We start from the raw sequence: 16786 nt of genomic DNA, 5'->3' as shown, positions 1-16786 counted from the left end.
TGGAGGGGATGCTCATCGGGCAACGCAGCCCATCACAGATGTCGGTACACGTCGGCCGGGGTCAGGCCTTTCGCCAGCAGCAGGACCTGCAGGTGGTAGAGCAGCTGGGAGGCCTCCTCGGCCAGGGCGTCGTCGGACTCGTACTCGGCGGCCATCCACACCTCTGCGGCCTCCTCGACGATCTTCTTGCCGATGGCGTGCACGCCCGCGTCGAGCTCGCGGACCGTGCCGGAACCCTCGGGGCGCGTGCGGGCTTTCTCGTCGAGTTCGGCGAAGAGGTCGTCGAAGGTTTTCACCGTTCTAGCGTAGCGGTGCGTCAGTGGGCGTGGGCGCGGGCGGCGTCCCGGAGGGAGGCGATCCGCTCGGCGGGGTCGCCGCGGAAGACGGCGGAGCCTGCGACGAAGGTGTCGGCGCCCGCGGCGGCGGCCGTGACGATGGTCTCCTCGGTGATCCCGCCATCCACCTGCAGCCAGACATCGAGGCCGCGCGCGGTGACGGCCTCCCGCAACGACACCAGTTTCGGCATGGTCTCCGGCATGAAGGACTGGCCGCCGAACCCCGGCTCCACGGTCATCACGAGCACCTGGTCGAACTCCTCCAGGAGGTCGAGGTAGGGCTCGACGGACGTGCCGGGCTTCACCGCTATGCCGGCCCGCGCGCCGATCGCCCGCAGGCGCCGCGCCAGCGAGACCGGATCGTGGGCCGCCTCCGCGTGGAACGTCACCGAGTACGCGCCCAGCTCGGCGTACCCGAGCGCCCAGCGGTCCGGGTCGTCGATCATCAGGTGGACGTCGAGCGGCACCGGGCTCACATCCTGGATGCGGCCCACCATCTGCGGCCCGAAGGTCAGATTGGGGACGAAGTGGTTGTCCATGACGTCCACGTGCACCAGGTCGGCCGTGGCGATCCGCTGCACCTCGCTCTGCATGTTGACGAAGTCGGCCGCCAGGATGCTCGGGTTGATGCGGACGCGCGGATCGATGCGGTCGTCGGAGGGTGCCATGCTCCCAGCCTAGGCGGACCGCTTGCGGAGCAGCGCGATGAACATGGCGTCGGTCAGGTGCCGGTGCGGCCAGAGCTGCACGGTCGCCGGGTCGCCCGCGAGGTCGAGCCGTTCGACGGCGAATCCCTGTACGGCCGCGGCCGTCTCCTCCTGCTCCAGCACGCCCGCGTGCCGTTCGAGTGCGGCCGTCACGATGCCGCGCGTCTCGGCGATGTGCGGTGAGCAGGTCACGTAGGCGAGGAGGCCGCCCGGCTTCAGCGCGGCGACCGCCGAATCCAGCAGCCCGGCCTGCAGTTCGGTCAGTTCGCTGACATCGCGCGGGGTCTTGCGCCAGCGCGCCTCGGGCCGCCGGCGGAGGGCACCGAGGCCGGTGCACGGCGCGTCCAGCAGGATGCGGTCGAAACTCTCGGGATGCGTGCCGCCGACCGTGAGGCCGTCCTCCTCCCAGACGGGCACGTCGAGCGGGACGGGAGCGAGCGCGCGGCGCACCAGCTCGGCCCGCGCGGGGACCAGCTCGTTGGCGACGAGGGTCGCGCCGCCCGCCAGCGCCTCGGCGGCGAGCAGGGCCGCCTTGCCGCCGGGACCGGCGCACAGGTCGAGCCAGCGCTCACCCGGGAGGACCGGCTGCGCGCGGGTCAGCGCGAGCGCTGCCAGCTGCGAGCCCTCGTCCTGGACGCGGAAACGGCCGCCCGACTCCTCCACCAGCCGGTGCGGGTCTCCCCCGCCGGCCGTGAAGCCCGGAGGCGAATAACGATCGGGACGCGCGTCATCGGGTGCGTCGATGAGGCCCGGGAGTGCGATCAGGTTGACGCGCGGCGCGGTGTTATCGGCCTCCAGCAGTGCCTCCAGCTCCTCCACGCGCCCCTCCGCGTCGAGCGAGCGGCGGAAGGCACGGATGATCCAGACCGGGTGCGAGTAGAGCGCCGAGAGGCGGTCGTCGTCGTTCTTCGCGCGCGACGCGACCTCCAGCCGCCACTCGTCCGGGGTGTGGCGGCCGATCTCGCGCAGCACGCCATTGACGAAGCCGGTGCCCGAGCGGCTGCTGACCGTGCGGGCGAGACCCACCGACTCGTTGACGGCCGCGTGCGGGGCGACCCGCGTGGCGAGGAGCTGGTGGGCGCCCAGGCACAGCACGTCCAGGAGCGGCGGGTCGATCTGGTCCACCGGACGACCCGACGCGATCTCGATGACCCGGTCGTAGTAGCCCTGCATGCGCAGGGTGCCGTACGTCAGCTCGGTGGCGAGGGCCGCATCGCCCGGCGACAGCGCCGCGCGGGCGATCCGGGTCGGCAGCAGGAGGTTGGCGTACGCGTCCGACTCGCGGACGGCCTGGATGACCTCGAACGCGACGCGACGCGCGGGCTGAACGTGCGTCTGGGGCGCCCGGTTCTGGCTGCCCGGTTTGCCCGGGCTGCGGCGGGGACCGCTCATGAGAGCACCACCCCGGCCTCGCCCGCGGCCTGGGACGCGCCGCGGAGCCAGTCGGCGGCCGCCATCGAGCGCTTCCCGGCGGGCTGGACGGCCACCAGTTCGAGCGGGTCGGTTCCTGTCCCGACGAGGATGCGACCAGCGCGCGCCTCCACGGTCCCCGGTTCGAGCAGGGTCTCGTGCTCCGTCCGCCGCGCGGCATGGATCTTGAACCGCTCCTCACCCAGAAGGGCGAATGCTCCCGGTTCCGGCGTGACGCCGCGCAGTCGCGCGTACACGGTCTCGGCGGGCTGCGTCAGGTCGAGACGCGCGTCGTCGATCGTCAGTTTCGGGGCGAGGACGACCTCCCCCTCCTGTGCGACGGCCCGCGCGGTCCCCGCCGCCAGCGCGTCGACGGTGTCCGCGAGGAGGATCGCACCCTCGGCCGCAAGCGCGGTCAGCAGCTCGCCGGCGGTCTCGTCGGCGCCGATGGGACGCCGTAGTTCGGCGTACACATCACCCGCGTCCAGCTCGGGGACGAGGTGGAAGACGGCCGCGCCGGTCTCGGTGTCGCCCGCGATCACGGCGTGCTGCACGGGCGCCGCACCCCGCCAGCGCGGAAGCAGCGAGAAGTGGAGGTTGACCCATCCCAGGCGCGGGAGCGACAGCAGCGGCTCGCGGACGAGGCCGCCATAGGCCACGACCACGCCGAGATCCGGCGCCAGCGTCCGGATGCGCTCGGTCACCTCGTCGCCCAGACGGTTCGCCTTGACGACCGGGAGACCGAGTCGCTCGGCGGCCTCGGCGACCGGGGACGGCGTGAGCACGCGCTTGCGGCCGAGCGGCGCATCCTCACGGGTGACGACGGCGACCACCTCGTGCCAGGCTGCGACGGCCTCGAGCGACGGGATGGCGACGGCCGGAGTGCCGGCGAAGACGATGCGCATGGGGGAAGGTTCTTTCGGTTGGGACGACCAACCACCCTACTCCGCGCGGCCGGTGCCCGCCCGGGGCATCCATGGGACGCAACACGCCGTTATCGCCGCGGCGTAGCGGCGTGTTGCGTCCCCTGGATGCCGGGAGCGGGGTGCTACAGGATCTCGGGGTCGTCGAAGCGGACGCGGAGCGTCGGCGCGGGACGGAACCCCGCCTTGCCCGCCGGGGCGCGGCGACGGCGGGTCGCGTTCTTGACGACCGCGGCGCGGACCCCCGCCGCGACATCGGCGCCGTGCGCGTAGTCGAAACGCAGCACGGCGCGGACGAGGTCGGTACCGGAGCGGACCGAGGCACGGTCGTCCTCGACCGGCGCGGGGCCGAGCACGTCGATGAGCACTGAAGGGTCCACCGCATCCACCACCTCACGCACGGTCGCCTCCGCGCCGGTCACCGACGCGAGCCGCACGGCCGGGGGGAATCGCAGCTCGCGGCGGTCCACCAGCTCCTCGTGCGCGAACGGGACGACCCGGCCGGTCGCGAAGTCCCGGGCCAGCGGACCCGAGACACCGACCAGCACCGTCGGCGCGCCGGGAGCGGCGAGCGTGGCCGCGCTCTGCCACCAGCGCAGGCAGTCCTCGGCGACGTGCAGGCTCTCCCGCGCGAGCATCCGCTCGCCGTCGAGCAGCAGCACGGCCTGATAGCCGCCCTCGGCGATGGGCTCCGCGCCGCGGGTCGCAACGACGAGGGCGGGGGCGGCGCCGATGCGCTGGACGGGATGGTCGCCGTCGGCCAGGATCACCCGCGTGCCGGGGAACGCCCGGCCGAGCTCCTCCGCTGTGCGGCCGGAGCCCACGGTCACCATGCGGAAGGTGCGGTGCTCGCAGTGCTCGCACGTCCAGTCGGCGGCGAGCCGGCCGCAGACCGTGCACGAGGGTGGCGCACCCGCGCGCGACTGGTGCAGCGGACCCTTGCAGTAGGTGCAGCGGGCCGCCTTCCCGCAGTTGGCGCAGGCGATCACGGGCGCGTAGCCGGGGCGCGCGACCTGCACGAGCACCGGCCCGGGCGGGCGTCCGCTCTCGCCCTTCAGCGCCTCCCGCGCGGCTCGCCAGGCCGTCGAGGGGATGCGCGCGGCGCGGGCCATCGGCTCCTGCGCCTGCTGATTCGCAGTGAGCACCACCTTCGCGGTGACCGCACGCTCGGGCCCGATGTCGCGCAGCCAGCCGAGTTCGACCAGGCGCTGCGCCTCGACGCTCCGGATATTGCCGCTCAGCACGAGCGCGCACCCCTCCAGTTCCTGGCGTACGAGCGCCGCGTCGCGGGTGTGGACGTACGGGCTGAGCGGCTCCGCATGGAGCGGATCGCTGTCCTCCCAGACGACGAGGAGACCCAGGCGCTCGGCGGGCGCGTAGACGACGGAACGATTCCCGATGACGATGCGCGGGCCAGAGAGAGCCTCCAGGAAGGCACGGTAGCGGTCGGTGTTGGGCTGGCCGGCATCGGCGCGGACCACGGCCTCCGGCGGCGCGATGGCCGCGAGGGCGGCGGCGAGCTGCTCCAGGTCGCGGTGGTCGGGCACGGCGACGATCGCCGTGCGGCCGCCGGCCCAGCAATCGGTGGCCAGCGCCGCGAGGGTCACGGCCCACTCCCCGACCCAGGTTCCGTCGGGCAGCGGGACGAGCCGCGGGATCGCGCGCAGGGCGATCCGCTCGTTCGCAGCTACTGCATCCTGCAGCACCCGGCCCTCGTACCCCCGCACGACGACCCCGTTCGCCCCGGCGTCGCCCCCGCCGAGTTGCGACATCTGGTCGCCACTGGATGCGGATTCCGACGACGACTCACCACTCGACGCCGCTGCGGACGTCGCGGCGGAGGCCGCGGCGCGCGCAGCCAGCCAGGTCTTCTCGACGCGCACCATGCGGCCGGGCACGGCGAGGCGCAGGATGTCGCTCGCGGTGCCCGCGCTCCGATCGGCGAGGCGCCGGGCCAGCCGCCAGACTCCGGGCGTCAGGACGCGCGCGGGCGACACGACCGCCTCCAGCGGGCTCAGCGTCCCCTCGAACCCGCCATCCGGCTCGCCCACCTCGACCAGGTACCCGTCGGCGACCCGGCCTGCGGAGCGGAGTGGCACACGGACGCGTACGCCGGGCACCGCGTCGGCGGTCAGCTCCTCGGGGATGGCGTAGTCGAAAAGGTGGTCGAGCTGCGGGAGCGGCGAGTCGAGGACCACCCGGGCGACCCGTGCGGCCGCCGCCACCGCTAGATCCCTGCGGCCGAGCGGAGGTCGTCGACGCGGTCGAGCTGCTCCCACGTGAACTCGGGAAGTTCGCGGCCGAAGTGGCCGTACGTCGCGGTCCGCGCATAGATCGGCCGCAGCAGGTCGAGGTCGCGGATGATCGCGGCCGGACGCAGGTCGAACACCTCGCGGATGGCGGCGATGATGCGCTCCTCCGGCAGCTTCGCGGTTCCGAACGTCTCGACGTAGAGGCCGACGGGCGCCGCCTTGCCGATCGCGTAGGCGATCTGCACTTCGAGCCGGTCCGCGAGTCCCGCCGCGACGGCGTTCTTCGCCACCCACCGCATGGCGTAGGCGGCGGAGCGGTCGACCTTCGACGGGTCCTTGCCCGAGAAGGCGCCGCCGCCGTGCCGGGAGGCGCCGCCGTAGGTGTCGACGATGATCTTGCGGCCGGTGAGGCCGGCGTCGCCCTTGGGGCCGCCGATCTCGAACCGTCCGGTCGGGTTGATGAGGGTGCGCACGTGCGAGGTCTCGAGCCCGGCGCCGTGGAGGACGGGATTGATGACCTCCTCGACGATCTCGGCCTGCAGCCGCTCGTTGGAGACGTGGGGGGCGTGCTGCGTCGAAAGTACGACCGTCTGCACCGACTTGGGTACCGCGCCCTCGTAGCCGATCGTCACCTGGGTCTTGCCGTCCGGGCGCAGGTAGTCGAGCGTGTCGTTCTTGCGGACCTCGGCGAGGCGTTCCGCGAGGCGGTGCGCGAGCCAGATGGGCAGCGGCATGTACTGCGGGGTCTCGGTGGTCGCGTACCCGAACATGATGCCCTGGTCGCCGGCGCCCTGGCGGTCGAGGTCGTCGATGCTCTGCTCGGCGCGGGTCTCGAGCGCGTTGTCGACGCCCTGCGCGATGTCCGGCGACTGCGCGCCGATCGACACGGAGACGCCGCACTGGGTGCCGTCGAAGCTCACGTCGGACGAGTCGTAGCCGATCTCGACGAGCTTGTTGCGGACGAGCGCCGGGATCTCGACGTAGCCCTTCGAGGTGACCTCGCCCGCCACGTGCACCAGACCGGTCGTGACGAGGGTCTCGACCGCAGCGCGACTGTGCGGGTCGACGGTGAGCAGTGCATCCAGGATGCTGTCGGAGATCTGGTCGCAGATCTTGTCCGGATGTCCCTCGGTGACGGACTCGGACGTGAAGAGACGCAGATCTGCCATGGTTCTCCCTGGTCGACGGGGCTTCAGGACGCGACCGGATCGGTCAGCGTGTGCGCGTTATGCGATGACGTCGAGGATACGGTCGGCCACCGACAGCTTGCTGCCCGAGGCCTCCATCACTATATCGCCGCCCTTTCGCAGGACCACGACCTCGTTGCTCTCCGTTGCGAAGCCGTGCGTCCAGCCGACCTGATTGAGAACGAGGAAGTCGCTGCCCTTCTTCTCCAGCTTGCTCCGGCCGAGCTCGATGAGCGCCTGCGGGTCCGGCTCGGTCTCGGCCGCGAAACCGACGACGACCTGGCCATCGTGCTTCCGGGAGGAGAGACCGGCGAGGATGTCGGGATTGGCGACCAGCTCCAGAGTCAGGGTGTCGCCGTGGTCGGACTTCTTGATCTTCGCCTCGCGCGTCTCGGCGGGGCGGTAGTCGGCGACCGCGGCCGTCATGATGACGATGTCGGCTGCGCGCGCCGCCTCCTGCACCGCTTCCTGCAGTTCCAGCGCGGTCTGCACCTCGATCAGCTCGACGCCCTCGGGCGGCTCGACCTCGAGGTGCGCGGCGATGAGCACCACGTCGGCGCCCCGCGCCTGGGCCGCGCTCGCGAGAGCGACGCCCTGGCGGCCGCTGGAGCGATTGCCCAGGAAGCGGACGGGGTCGAGCGGCTCACGGGTGCCGCCTGCGGTCACCACGACGCGCTTGCCGGACAGGTCCACCCCGCCGCGCGGCAGCCTCGCCGCCTCGTTGGCGCGACGCCGTTCGGACAGCACGACCACGTCGTTCGCTGCCGGACCGGACGCCGCCGGGAGCGCCACGGGTGCGGGAGCCTCCACCGCACGCGGCGAGGCGCCTGCAGCGCGCAGGGCGGCCCGCACGATGACGTCGGGCTCCTCCATCCGCCCCGGACCGGAGTCGGCGCCGGTGAGCTGCCCGCTCGCAGGACCGATGACCGTCACGCCACGGCTGCGGAGGGTTGCGATGTTGGCCACCGTCGCAGCGTTGCGCCACATCTCGGTGTGCATCGCCGGGGCGATGACGAGCGGTGCGGTCGAGGCGAGGACGGTGTTGCCCAGAAGGTCGTCCGCGAGGCCCGCGGCCAGTTTCGCGATCGTGTTGGCCGTCGCCGGGGCGATCACGATGAGGTCGGCGGACTGGCCGATCGCGACGTGCCGCACCTCGGCGACACCCTCGTACAGGTCGGTCGCGACCGGATTGCGGCTGATCGCCTCGAGCGTCGGCCGCCCGACGAACCGCAGCGCGGCCTCCGTGGCGACGACATGCACCGAGTGACCCTCGAGGACCAGCGCCCGGATGACACCGACAGCCTTATACGCAGCGATGCCGCCGGTCACTCCGACGACGATGGTCAATCGTGGGCTCAACGGCGGCACCTCTCCTCGGCCGGGGGCTGCCCGGCTGCGGTCGTCTGCGGCTCTACTGCTGTGTGCTCGGGATGCTGCCTACTCGGCGGCGGCGGCGATCGGCTTCGCGACGAGCTTGTCCTCGTTGATCTCGCGCAGGGCGACGGAGAGCGGCTTGTCGTCGACGGACGAGTCGACCAGCGGGCCGACGTTGTCGAACAGGCTGCCCTCGTGCAGGTCGGCGTAGTAGTCGTTGATCTGACGGGCTCGCTTCGAGGCGAAGATCACGAGCGCGTACTTGGAGTCGACACGCGACAGGAGCTCGTCGATGGGCGGGTCGATGATGCCTTTGTTGTTGGTTGCCATGCGGGCTGCTCCTTGCTCTGGGCGATCGGGCGCGATGCCCCGATCGACGGCCGCGTCAGGCGACCGGGGACGGTGGGCGCGCCTGCGAGGGCGCGAAGAAGGCTCACGGACGCGACGGCGCCGCGCGGACCTTCATCAAGTCTACGACCTCACGGGCCGCCTCGGCGACGTCGTGGTTGACGACCTTGTAGTCGAACTCGTCCTGCGCGGCCAATTCGACCTTCGCCGTCTCGAGCCGGCGCTGCTGCTCGGGAGCCTCCTCGGTGCCGCGGCCGATCAGTCGCCGGACCAGTTCCTCCCAGGTCGGCGGGAGCAGGAAGATCAGTCGCGCCTCGGGCATCGACGCCCGCACCTGGCGCGCGCCCTGCAGGTCGATCTCGAGCAGGACGCTGCGGCCGTCGGCGAGTGCCTTCTCGATCGGCGCCCGCGGCGTGCCGTAGCGGTACGCGTTGTGCACGGTCGCGTGCTCCAGCAGCTCGCCTTCGATGATCATGCGGTCGAACTCGGCGTCGTCGACGAAGTAGTAGTTGACGCCGTCGACTTCTCCCGGGCGCGGAGCGCGGGTGGTGGCAGAGACCGACAGCAGCACATCCGGGTAGTTCTCCCGGATGTACGTGGACACGGTGCCCTTGCCGACCGCGGTGGGTCCGGCGAGCACGACGAGCCGGTTTCGCGCTCGGGCGCTGCGGTTCTCGCGTTCGATCAAGAACTGGCGCAGGCGCAGGCGCTGGTGACGGCCCAGGCCGCCGAGCCGCTTCGCGGGCGAAATGGAGAGACGGTCGAGCGCCTCCTGCATCTTGGTCGCGCCGATGGCCGGGACGCTGAGCAGGAACTCGGTCACCCGCAGCCGGCCCTCCACCCCGTTCGGATCCGCCGTCGCGTGATCGAGGACGCTGAGCGGCGAGACTTCGCGAGCAGCGATGGATGCCTTCACGGCAGCACGCGCCCGCCGTGCGGCGACCGCGGCCTGCGACGCAGCCTGCCGGTCGACCTCCGGAGGCGCCGGACGTGTGGAGGCGCCACGAGTGGAGGCCGAACGAGTGGAGGCGCCACGAGTGGAAGCGTCACGAGTGGAAGCGTCAGACATGGGCGGCGCGCACCTCGTCCGCACGGCGCTCGACCGCGTCCGCGAGCCCGTCGGGGCCCGCGCCGAGCAGACCGCGCGACTCGCTCACGATCACTCCGGTCGCCAGGGAACCGAACAGGCGCGCGGCGTCCTGCACCCGCGCGCCCTGGTGCCCGAAGCCCGGGGCGAGCACCGGCAGGGCAGGGGTCCGCTCCCCCGCCGTCGCCACATCGATCCCGTAGTCGGCCAGGTCGACGGTCGCGCCGAGCACCAGCCCGACCGACCCGAACGGGCGAGAGCCCGACTGCTGCTGATTGAACGCATCCACGTCTTCGATGATCGCACGAGCCACGGACCGCCCCGCCCACGGCCCCGTCTGTACGATCGCCTGCTGAACACCGGCGGCCTCGGGATTGGAGGTCGCCGCCAGCACGAAGAGGCCCTTGCCCGCCCGGTGCGCCAGCCGCATCGGGTCGTCCAGGGAGCCGACGCCCTGGTACGCCGCGACGGTCAGCGCGTCGGCCTCCAGGGGCGCCCCCGGCGTGAGCCACGCCTCGGCGTAGGCCGTCACGCTGGTCCCGATGTCCCCGCGCTTCGCATCGGCGATCACCAGCAGTCCGGCGGCGCGCGCAGCGGCCAGCACCTCCTCCAGCGCGGCGTACCCGGCCGCGCCGAACCGTTCGAAGAACGCGACCTGCGGCTTGACGATCCCGGCCCGTCCGGTCACGGCCTCCACCACGGTCAGCCCGAACGAGCGCAGCCCGTCGGCCGTCGCCGGCAGCCCCCACGCCTCCAGCAGGTGGGCGTGGGGGTCGATGCCGACGCACAGGCGACCGCGCTCGGCGAACACCCGCGCGAGCCGGTCACCGAAGGAGGATCCGGGCACCGGAACCTCGGTCATGCTCGGGCGGCCCTGTCCAGCGCGTACTCCTGCAACGACTTCACGTCGAAGCCCTCGCGGATGGCGTCCAGGGACGCGACAGCAGCGCTCAGTTCCGCAATCGTCGTGAACAGCGGCTTGTCCGCCGCGACCGCCGCAGCGCGGATCTCGTACCCGTCCGCGCGCGCCGAGCGCCCGCTCGGGGTGTTGATCACCACATCCACCTCGGACCGCGTGATCAGGTCGACGATCGAGTCGCCGCCGCTCTCCTGGGCCTCGCTGTGCTTGCGCGCGATGCGGGCGGCGATGCCGTTGCGGTTGAGCACCTCGGCGGTGCCCTCGGTCGCCACGATCTCGAAGCCGAGTTGGTGGAGGCGCAGCACCGGCAGCACGACGGCACGCTTGTCCCGGTCGGAGACCGAGACGAACACGGTCCCGCTCAGCGGCATCCCGCCGTACGCGGCCGACTGGCTCTTGGCGAACGCGGTCGGGAAGTCCTTGTCGATCCCCATCACCTCGCCGGTCGAGCGCATCTCCGGGCCGAGCACCGAGTCCACCACGGTGCCCTCGGCGGTGCGGAACCGCTTGAACGGGAGCACCGCCTCCTTCACGGCGACCGGCGAGTCCATCGGGATGCGGGAGCCGTCCTCCGCGGGCAGCAGCCCGTCGGCGATCAGGCCCTCGATGGTCTCGCCGACCATGATGCGCGAGGCCGCCTTGGCGAGCGGGATGCCGAGCGCCTTCGAGACGAAGGGCACGGTCCGCGACGCACGCGGGTTTGCCTCCAGCACGTACAGGACACCCGCAGCGACCGCGAACTGGACGTTCAGCAGGCCGCGCACGCCGATCCCCTCGGCGATCTTCTCGGTCGCCTCGCGCACCCGGTCGATCTCGCGACGGCCGAGCGTGATCGGCGGGAGCGTGCACGACGAGTCTCCGGAATGGACGCCGGCCTCCTCGATGTGCTCCATGACGCCGCCGATGTACAGCCGCTCTCCGTCGTACAGCGCGTCGACGTCGATCTCGATCGCGTCGTCGAGGAACCGGTCGACGAGCAGTGGATGCGACGGGCCGACGATCCCCTGGCCCGCGACGCGCTCGAAGTAGTCGGCCAGCGAGGCCGTGTCGTAGACGATCTCCATGCCCCGGCCGCCGAGCACGTAGCTCGGGCGCACCAGTACCGGGTAGCCGATCTGCTCGGCGACGTGCGCGGCCGAGGGGTAGTCGACAGCGGTGCCGTTGCGGGGGGCGACCAGTCCGGCGTCGTCCAGGATGCCCGAGAACAGTCCGCGCTCCTCCGCGAGGTCGATCGCGTCGGGGGTGGTGCCCAGGATCGGCACACCGGCCGCCTCCAGGCCCTTCGCGAGGCCGAGAGCGGTCTGGCCGCCGAGCTGCACGACGACACCGACCAGCTCGCCCGACTGCGACTCGGCGTGGATGACCTCCAGCACGTCCTCGAGCGTCAGCGGCTCGAAGTAGAGCCGGTCGCTGGTGTCGTAGTCGGTCGACACGGTCTCGGGGTTGCAGTTGATCATGATCGTCTCGAACCCGGCGTCGTGCAGGGCGAACGACGCGTGCACGCACGAGTAGTCGAACTCGACGCCCTGCCCGATGCGGTTCGGCCCGGAGCCGAGGATGACGACCTTGCGCTTGTCGCTCGGCTCGACCTCCGTCTCCAGGTCGTAGCTCGAGTAGTGGTACGGCGTGAGGGCCGGGAACTCGCCGGCGCAGGTGTCGACCGTCTTGTAGACCGGGCGGACGCCGAGGATGTGGCGCACCTCGCGCACGTCGGCCTCGCCGAAACCGCGCAGCTCGCCGATCTGGGCGTCCGAGAACCCGTGGTCCTTCGCGTAGCGCAGGGTCTCGGTGTCCAGCGTCGGCGCGTCGCGGAGCTGCTCGGCGACCTCGTTGATGAGGACGATCTGGTCGATGAACCAGGGGTCGATCTTGGTCGCCTCGAACACCTGCTCCGCCGTCGCGCCCAGGCGGAGCGCCTGCTGCACGTCGACGATCCGGCCGTCGGTCGGGGTGGCGATGGAGGCGAGGAGCTCCTCAACCGTCCGGGTCTGAGCGCCCCAGTGGAACGACGAGCCGCGCTTCTCGAGCGAGCGCAGCGCCTTCTGCAGGGCGCTCGTGAAGGAGCGGCCGATCGCCATGGCCTCGCCCACCGACTTCATGGTCGTGGTCAGCGTCGGGTCGGCGGCCGGGAACTTCTCGAACGCGAACCGCGGCACCTTGACGACGATGTAGTCGAGCGTGGGCTCGAAGCTCGCCGGCGTGACCTTGGTGATGTCGTTCGGGATCTCGTCCAGCCGGTAGCCGATGGCGAGCTTCGCCGCGATCTTGGCGATCGGGAAGCCGGTCGCCTTCGAGGCGAGCGCCGACGAGCGGGACACGCGCGGGTTCATCTCGATGACGATGATCCGGCCGTTCTCCGGGTTCACGGCGAACTGGATGTTGCAGCCGCCGGTGTCGACGCCCACGGCGCGGATGATGTCGATGCCGATGTCGCGCATCCGCTGGTACTCGCGGTCGGTCAGCGTCAGCGCGGGCGCGACGGTGATGGAGTCGCCGGTGTGCACGCCGACCGGGTCGACGTTCTCGATGGAGCAGACCACGACCGTGTTGTCGGCCGTGTCGCGCATGAGCTCGAGCTCGTACTCCTTCCAGCCCAGGATGGACTCCTCCAGCAGCACCTCGCTGGTCGGGCTCTGGTGGATGCCGTCACCCGCGATCCGGCGCAGCTGCTCGGGGTTGTACGCGAAGCCCGAGCCGAGGCCGCCCATCGTGAACGACGGCCGGACCACGAGCGGGTAGCCGAGGTCCTCGGCGAACTCGAGCGCCTCCTCCACGGTGTGGGCGATGTGCGACCGCGCCACCTCGGCGCCGGCCTCGACGACCAGCTCCTTGAAGATCTGGCGGTCCTCGCCCTTCTGGATCGCCTCGAACTTGGCGCCGATCAGCTCGACGCCGTACTTCTCGAGGATGCCGTGCTCGTGCAGCTGCATGGCCGCGTTGAGCGCGGTCTGGCCGCCCAGGGTCGGCAGGATCGCGTCCGGCTTCTCCTTGGCGATGATGGTCTCGATGACCTCCCAGGTGATCGGCTCGACGTAGGTCGCGTCGGCGAAGTCGGGGTCGGTCATGATCGTCGCCGGGTTGGAGTTGACGAGGATGACGCGCACGCCCTCCGCCTTCAGCACGCGGCAGGCCTGCGTGCCGGAGTAGTCGAACTCGACCGCCTGCCCGATGACGATCGGCCCGGAGCCGATGACGAGGACGGAGTTGATGTCGTCGCGCTTGGGCATCAGTTGTTCTCCTGGCTGTCGGGGGTCGACACGACGCCGTTCTGCGCCTTGATCATGTCGAGGAAGCGGTCGAAGAGGTAGTTGGCGTCGTGCGGGCCGGCCGCCGCCTCCGGGTGGTACTGCACGCTGAACGCGTTCAGGTCGAGGCAGTTGAGCCCCTCGACGACCTGGTCGTTGAGCGAGAAGTGGCTGACCTCGACACGGCCGAAGCCGGCGGGCGAGTCGAACTCCGCATCGATGGGCGCCTTCACCGCGAAGCCGTGGTTCTGCGCGGTGATCTCGACGCGCCCGGTGCGCTTGTCGAGCACCGGCTGGTTGATCCCGCGGTGGCCGAACGGCAGCTTGTAGGTGTCGAGTCCGAGCGCACGGCCGAGCAGCTGGTTGCCGAAGCAGATGCCGAAGTAGGGCAGACCCGCGCGCAGGGTCTCCTGCAGCAGCGCGACGTGCTTGTCCGAGGCCTTCGGGTCGCCCGGGCCGTTCGAGAAGAACAGCGCGGAGACGCCGAGCCCGAGCACATCCTGGGCGGACACCTGCTGCGGGAGCACGTGCACGTCGAGGCCCCGGGCGGCGAGGTTCTCGAGGGTGGACTTCTTCACGCCGAGGTCGAGGACCGCGACCGATCCGACCTTCTCGCCCACGGCCGGGACCGTGTACGGCTCGACGGTGGACACTTCGGCCGACAGGTTGCGACCGGTCATCTTGGCGCCGGCCTGGACCAGCTCCAGCTGCTCGGTGTCGCTCAGCTCGAAGTCGTCGCCCGAGAAGATGCCGGAGCGCATCGCACCGGCCGAGCGGATGTGGCGCGTCACGGCACGGGTGTCGATGCCGCTGATCCCGACGACGCCCTGGGCGACCAGGTCGTCGTCGAGGCTGCGCTGGGCGCGGAAGTTGGACACGACCCGGCTGGGCTCGCGGACGACGTAGCCGGCGACCCAGATCTGGCGCGACTCCATGTCCTCGTCGTTGGTGCCCGTGTTGCCGATGTGCGGCGCCGTCTGGAGCACGATCTGCCCCGCGTACGACGGGTCGGTCAGGGTCTCCTGGTAGCCGGTCATGCCGGTCGCGAAGACGGCCTCACCGAGGGTGCGTCCGAGCGAGCCGTAGGCCCGGCCGACGTACCGCGTTCCGTCTTCGAGGACGAGCACCGCTGGTTCTGCTGCGAGCACGTCACACCTCCTTGTCGTTCGGGCGGGACGTGCCCGCCTCATCCGGGGCATCCGCCCGCGGGACGATTCGTTCGATGGCCGCGGCGAGCTGCGCGCGGCCGGCCGGGTCGACGACCCGGAAGTAACTGTCGGCGGCGGTGCCGCCGCTGGTGGTCCAGCCCAGGCGGAGCAGGCCGTCGCGCTCGACCGCCCGGTCGATCGCGACGCTCGCCGCGCCGATCCCGGCGACGACCGCGGCCGGGATGAACACCGGCGCCTCGCCGTTCACCGCGAGGGCGACACCCTCGGGCCGCACCGTCACCGTCGCCGTGCCACGGTAGGCGAGGCCGGGGAGCGCGAGGCGCTCCAGGTGCTGACCGGCTCGCGTGGTGGCGACGTAGAGCGCGCCCGCCTCGGCGGTCGGGGCGCTCAGCGTTCCGGGGGTGGAGTAGCCGCCGCCGGATCCGCTGTCGCGCTGGACGCGCCGGCGCCAGCCCACGATGGCGAGGGCCAGGACGATCACGAGGACCGCCAGGATCCCCAGGGTCGGGAGGAGCTTATCCACGTGCCCCCACCTCCTCTGCAGCGACGACTGCTCCATCGAGGACCGTGGGACGGCCCTGGTGGAAGGTCGCCACGACCCGGCCCGGGAGGGTCAGGCCCAGGTACGGGGAGTTGACCCCCTTGCCCGCGAGGTCGCCGGTCGCGAACGTGCGCGACGCCGTCGGGTCGTAGAGGAACAGGTTGGCCGGCGCGCCCGCGACCAGCGGGCCACCGTGTCCGTCCAGCCGGCCGATCCGGGCCGGGGTCGCGGAGAGCACGCGGGCGATGTCGTCCCACCCGAGCATCCCGTTGTCGACCACACTCGCCTGGACGACCGACAGTGCCGACTCCAGCCCGACCATGCCGAACGCGGCGGCATCCCACTCGCAGTCCTTCGACTCGACGGGATGCGGCGCGTGATCGGTCGCGACGATGTCGATGGTGCCGTCCGCGAGCCCCGCGCGGAGCGCCTCCACGTCCTCGCGGCTGCGCAGGGGCGGGTTCACCTTGTAGCGGGCGTCGTAGCCACCGACCAGGTCCTCGGTGAGCGCGAGGTGGTGCGGCGTCACCTCGGCGGTGACGTCGATCCCACGAGCCTTGGCCCAGCGGATGACGTCGACGCTCCCGGCGGTCGAGACGTGGCAGACGTGCAGGCGAGAGCCGACGTGCTCGGCGAGGAGCACATCCCGGGCGATGATCGACTCCTCGGCGACCGCCGGCCAGCCGGCCAGGCCGAGCTCGCCGGACAGCGCACCCTCGTTCATCTGGGCGCCCTCCGTGAGCCGCGGCTCCTGCGCGTGCTGCGCGATCACCCCGTCGAAGGCCTTCACGTACTCCAGCGCGCGGCGCATCAGCAGCGGATCGGAGACGCACTTGCCGTCGTCGGAGAAGACCCGGACGCGGGCGCGCGACTGGGCCATCGCGCCCAGCTCGGCCAGCCGCTCCCCCTCGAGTCCGACGGTGACCGCGCCGATCGGGCGCACCGTGGCGTACCCGGCGGCCTCCCCCAGGCTCAGCACCTGCTCGACGACACCCGCGGTGTCAGCGACCGGCGACGTGTTCGCCATGGCGAACACCGCCGTGAACCCGCCGGCGGCGGCGGCGCGCGTGCCGGTCAGGACGGTCTCGCTCTGCTCGTACCCGGGCTCGCGGAGGTGCGTGTGGAGGTCGACCAGACCGGGCAGCGCGAGCAGCCCGTCCGCGTCGATCTCCGTCGCACCGGCGGCGCTGAGAGACGAGCCCGCCTCCACGATCCGGCCGTCGTCGACCAGCAGGTCGGTCCGGGTGCCGTCGGCCAGCGTCGCGCCGCCGATCAGGAATCTCTGCACA

General features: G+C 71.7%; 14 protein-coding genes. All 14 read right to left on the bottom strand.

Annotated elements, in window-relative coordinates:
* Positions 1-32: 32 nt before the first annotated feature.
* The 14 genes from P3F85_RS06510 to P3F85_RS06445 all read right to left on the bottom strand — a co-directional run bounded on the left by P3F85_RS06510 (position 33) and on the right by P3F85_RS06445 (position 16785).
* On the bottom strand, positions 33-296 hold the full coding sequence (locus tag P3F85_RS06510) for a phosphoribosyl-ATP diphosphatase (RefSeq protein WP_374010429.1): 264 nt from the start codon (positions 294-296) through the stop codon (positions 33-35).
* Between the two features lie 20 nt (positions 297-316).
* Entirely contained in the window at positions 317-1003 is a 687-nt protein-coding gene (rpe, locus tag P3F85_RS06505) for a ribulose-phosphate 3-epimerase (RefSeq protein WP_374010428.1), read from the bottom strand.
* A 9-nt stretch (positions 1004-1012) separates the two neighbouring features.
* Positions 1013-2434, bottom strand: coding sequence for an RsmB/NOP family class I SAM-dependent RNA methyltransferase (locus tag P3F85_RS06500; protein ID WP_374010427.1), 1422 nt, complete (start codon positions 2432-2434; stop codon positions 1013-1015).
* Positions 2431-3357 carry a methionyl-tRNA formyltransferase gene (gene fmt / locus P3F85_RS06495; protein WP_374010426.1) on the bottom strand — a complete coding sequence of 309 codons (927 nt, stop codon included), beginning with the start codon at positions 3355-3357 and terminating at the stop codon, positions 2431-2433. Before fmt ends, P3F85_RS06500 begins: the two co-directional genes overlap by 4 nt.
* A gap of 143 nt (positions 3358-3500) precedes the next feature.
* The gene (locus P3F85_RS06490) at positions 3501-5600 is read right to left on the bottom strand and encodes a primosomal protein N' (protein WP_374010425.1); all 2100 of its coding nucleotides are present in this window, start codon (positions 5598-5600) and stop codon (positions 3501-3503) included.
* A gap of 2 nt (positions 5601-5602) precedes the next feature.
* Complete coding sequence (metK, locus tag P3F85_RS06485) at positions 5603-6796, bottom strand: methionine adenosyltransferase (RefSeq protein ID WP_374010424.1); 1194 nt, start codon at positions 6794-6796, stop codon at positions 5603-5605.
* Positions 6797-6853: 57 nt separating this feature from the next.
* Entirely contained in the window at positions 6854-8161 is a 1308-nt protein-coding gene (locus tag P3F85_RS06480) for a bifunctional phosphopantothenoylcysteine decarboxylase/phosphopantothenate synthase (protein WP_374010886.1), read from the bottom strand.
* A 90-nt stretch (positions 8162-8251) separates the two neighbouring features.
* On the bottom strand, positions 8252-8518 hold the full coding sequence (gene rpoZ, locus P3F85_RS06475) for a DNA-directed RNA polymerase subunit omega (RefSeq protein ID WP_374010423.1): 267 nt from the start codon (positions 8516-8518) through the stop codon (positions 8252-8254).
* A gap of 103 nt (positions 8519-8621) precedes the next feature.
* Complete coding sequence (gmk, locus tag P3F85_RS06470; RefSeq protein WP_374010422.1) at positions 8622-9605, bottom strand: guanylate kinase; 984 nt, start codon at positions 9603-9605, stop codon at positions 8622-8624.
* Positions 9598-10485 (bottom strand): orotidine-5'-phosphate decarboxylase, encoded by an 888-nt coding sequence (gene pyrF, locus P3F85_RS06465; RefSeq protein WP_374010421.1) that lies wholly within the window; start codon positions 10483-10485, stop codon positions 9598-9600. The genes gmk and pyrF overlap by 8 nt, the downstream gene beginning before the upstream one ends.
* On the bottom strand, positions 10482-13769 hold the full coding sequence (carB, locus tag P3F85_RS06460; protein WP_374010420.1) for a carbamoyl-phosphate synthase large subunit: 3288 nt from the start codon (positions 13767-13769) through the stop codon (positions 10482-10484). The genes pyrF and carB overlap by 4 nt, the downstream gene beginning before the upstream one ends.
* Positions 13769-14977: a glutamine-hydrolyzing carbamoyl-phosphate synthase small subunit gene (gene carA / locus P3F85_RS06455; protein ID WP_374010419.1), complete on the bottom strand. Its 1209-nt coding sequence runs from the start codon at positions 14975-14977 to the stop codon at positions 13769-13771. Before carA ends, carB begins: the two co-directional genes overlap by 1 nt.
* Positions 14937-15479: a hypothetical protein gene (locus P3F85_RS06450; protein ID WP_374010418.1), complete on the bottom strand. Its 543-nt coding sequence runs from the start codon at positions 15477-15479 to the stop codon at positions 14937-14939. The genes carA and P3F85_RS06450 overlap by 41 nt, the downstream gene beginning before the upstream one ends.
* Positions 15472-16785, bottom strand: a complete 1314-nt coding sequence (locus P3F85_RS06445; RefSeq protein ID WP_374010885.1) for a dihydroorotase — start codon at positions 16783-16785, stop codon at positions 15472-15474. The genes P3F85_RS06450 and P3F85_RS06445 overlap by 8 nt, the downstream gene beginning before the upstream one ends.
* Position 16786: the final 1 nt, after the last annotated feature.

This window comes from Leifsonia sp. T36S-04, assembly GCF_042465655.1.
Classification (GTDB): Bacteria; Actinomycetota; Actinomycetes; order Actinomycetales; family Microbacteriaceae; genus Leifsonia.
This window is presented reverse-complemented; position numbering and strand designations above follow the sequence as displayed.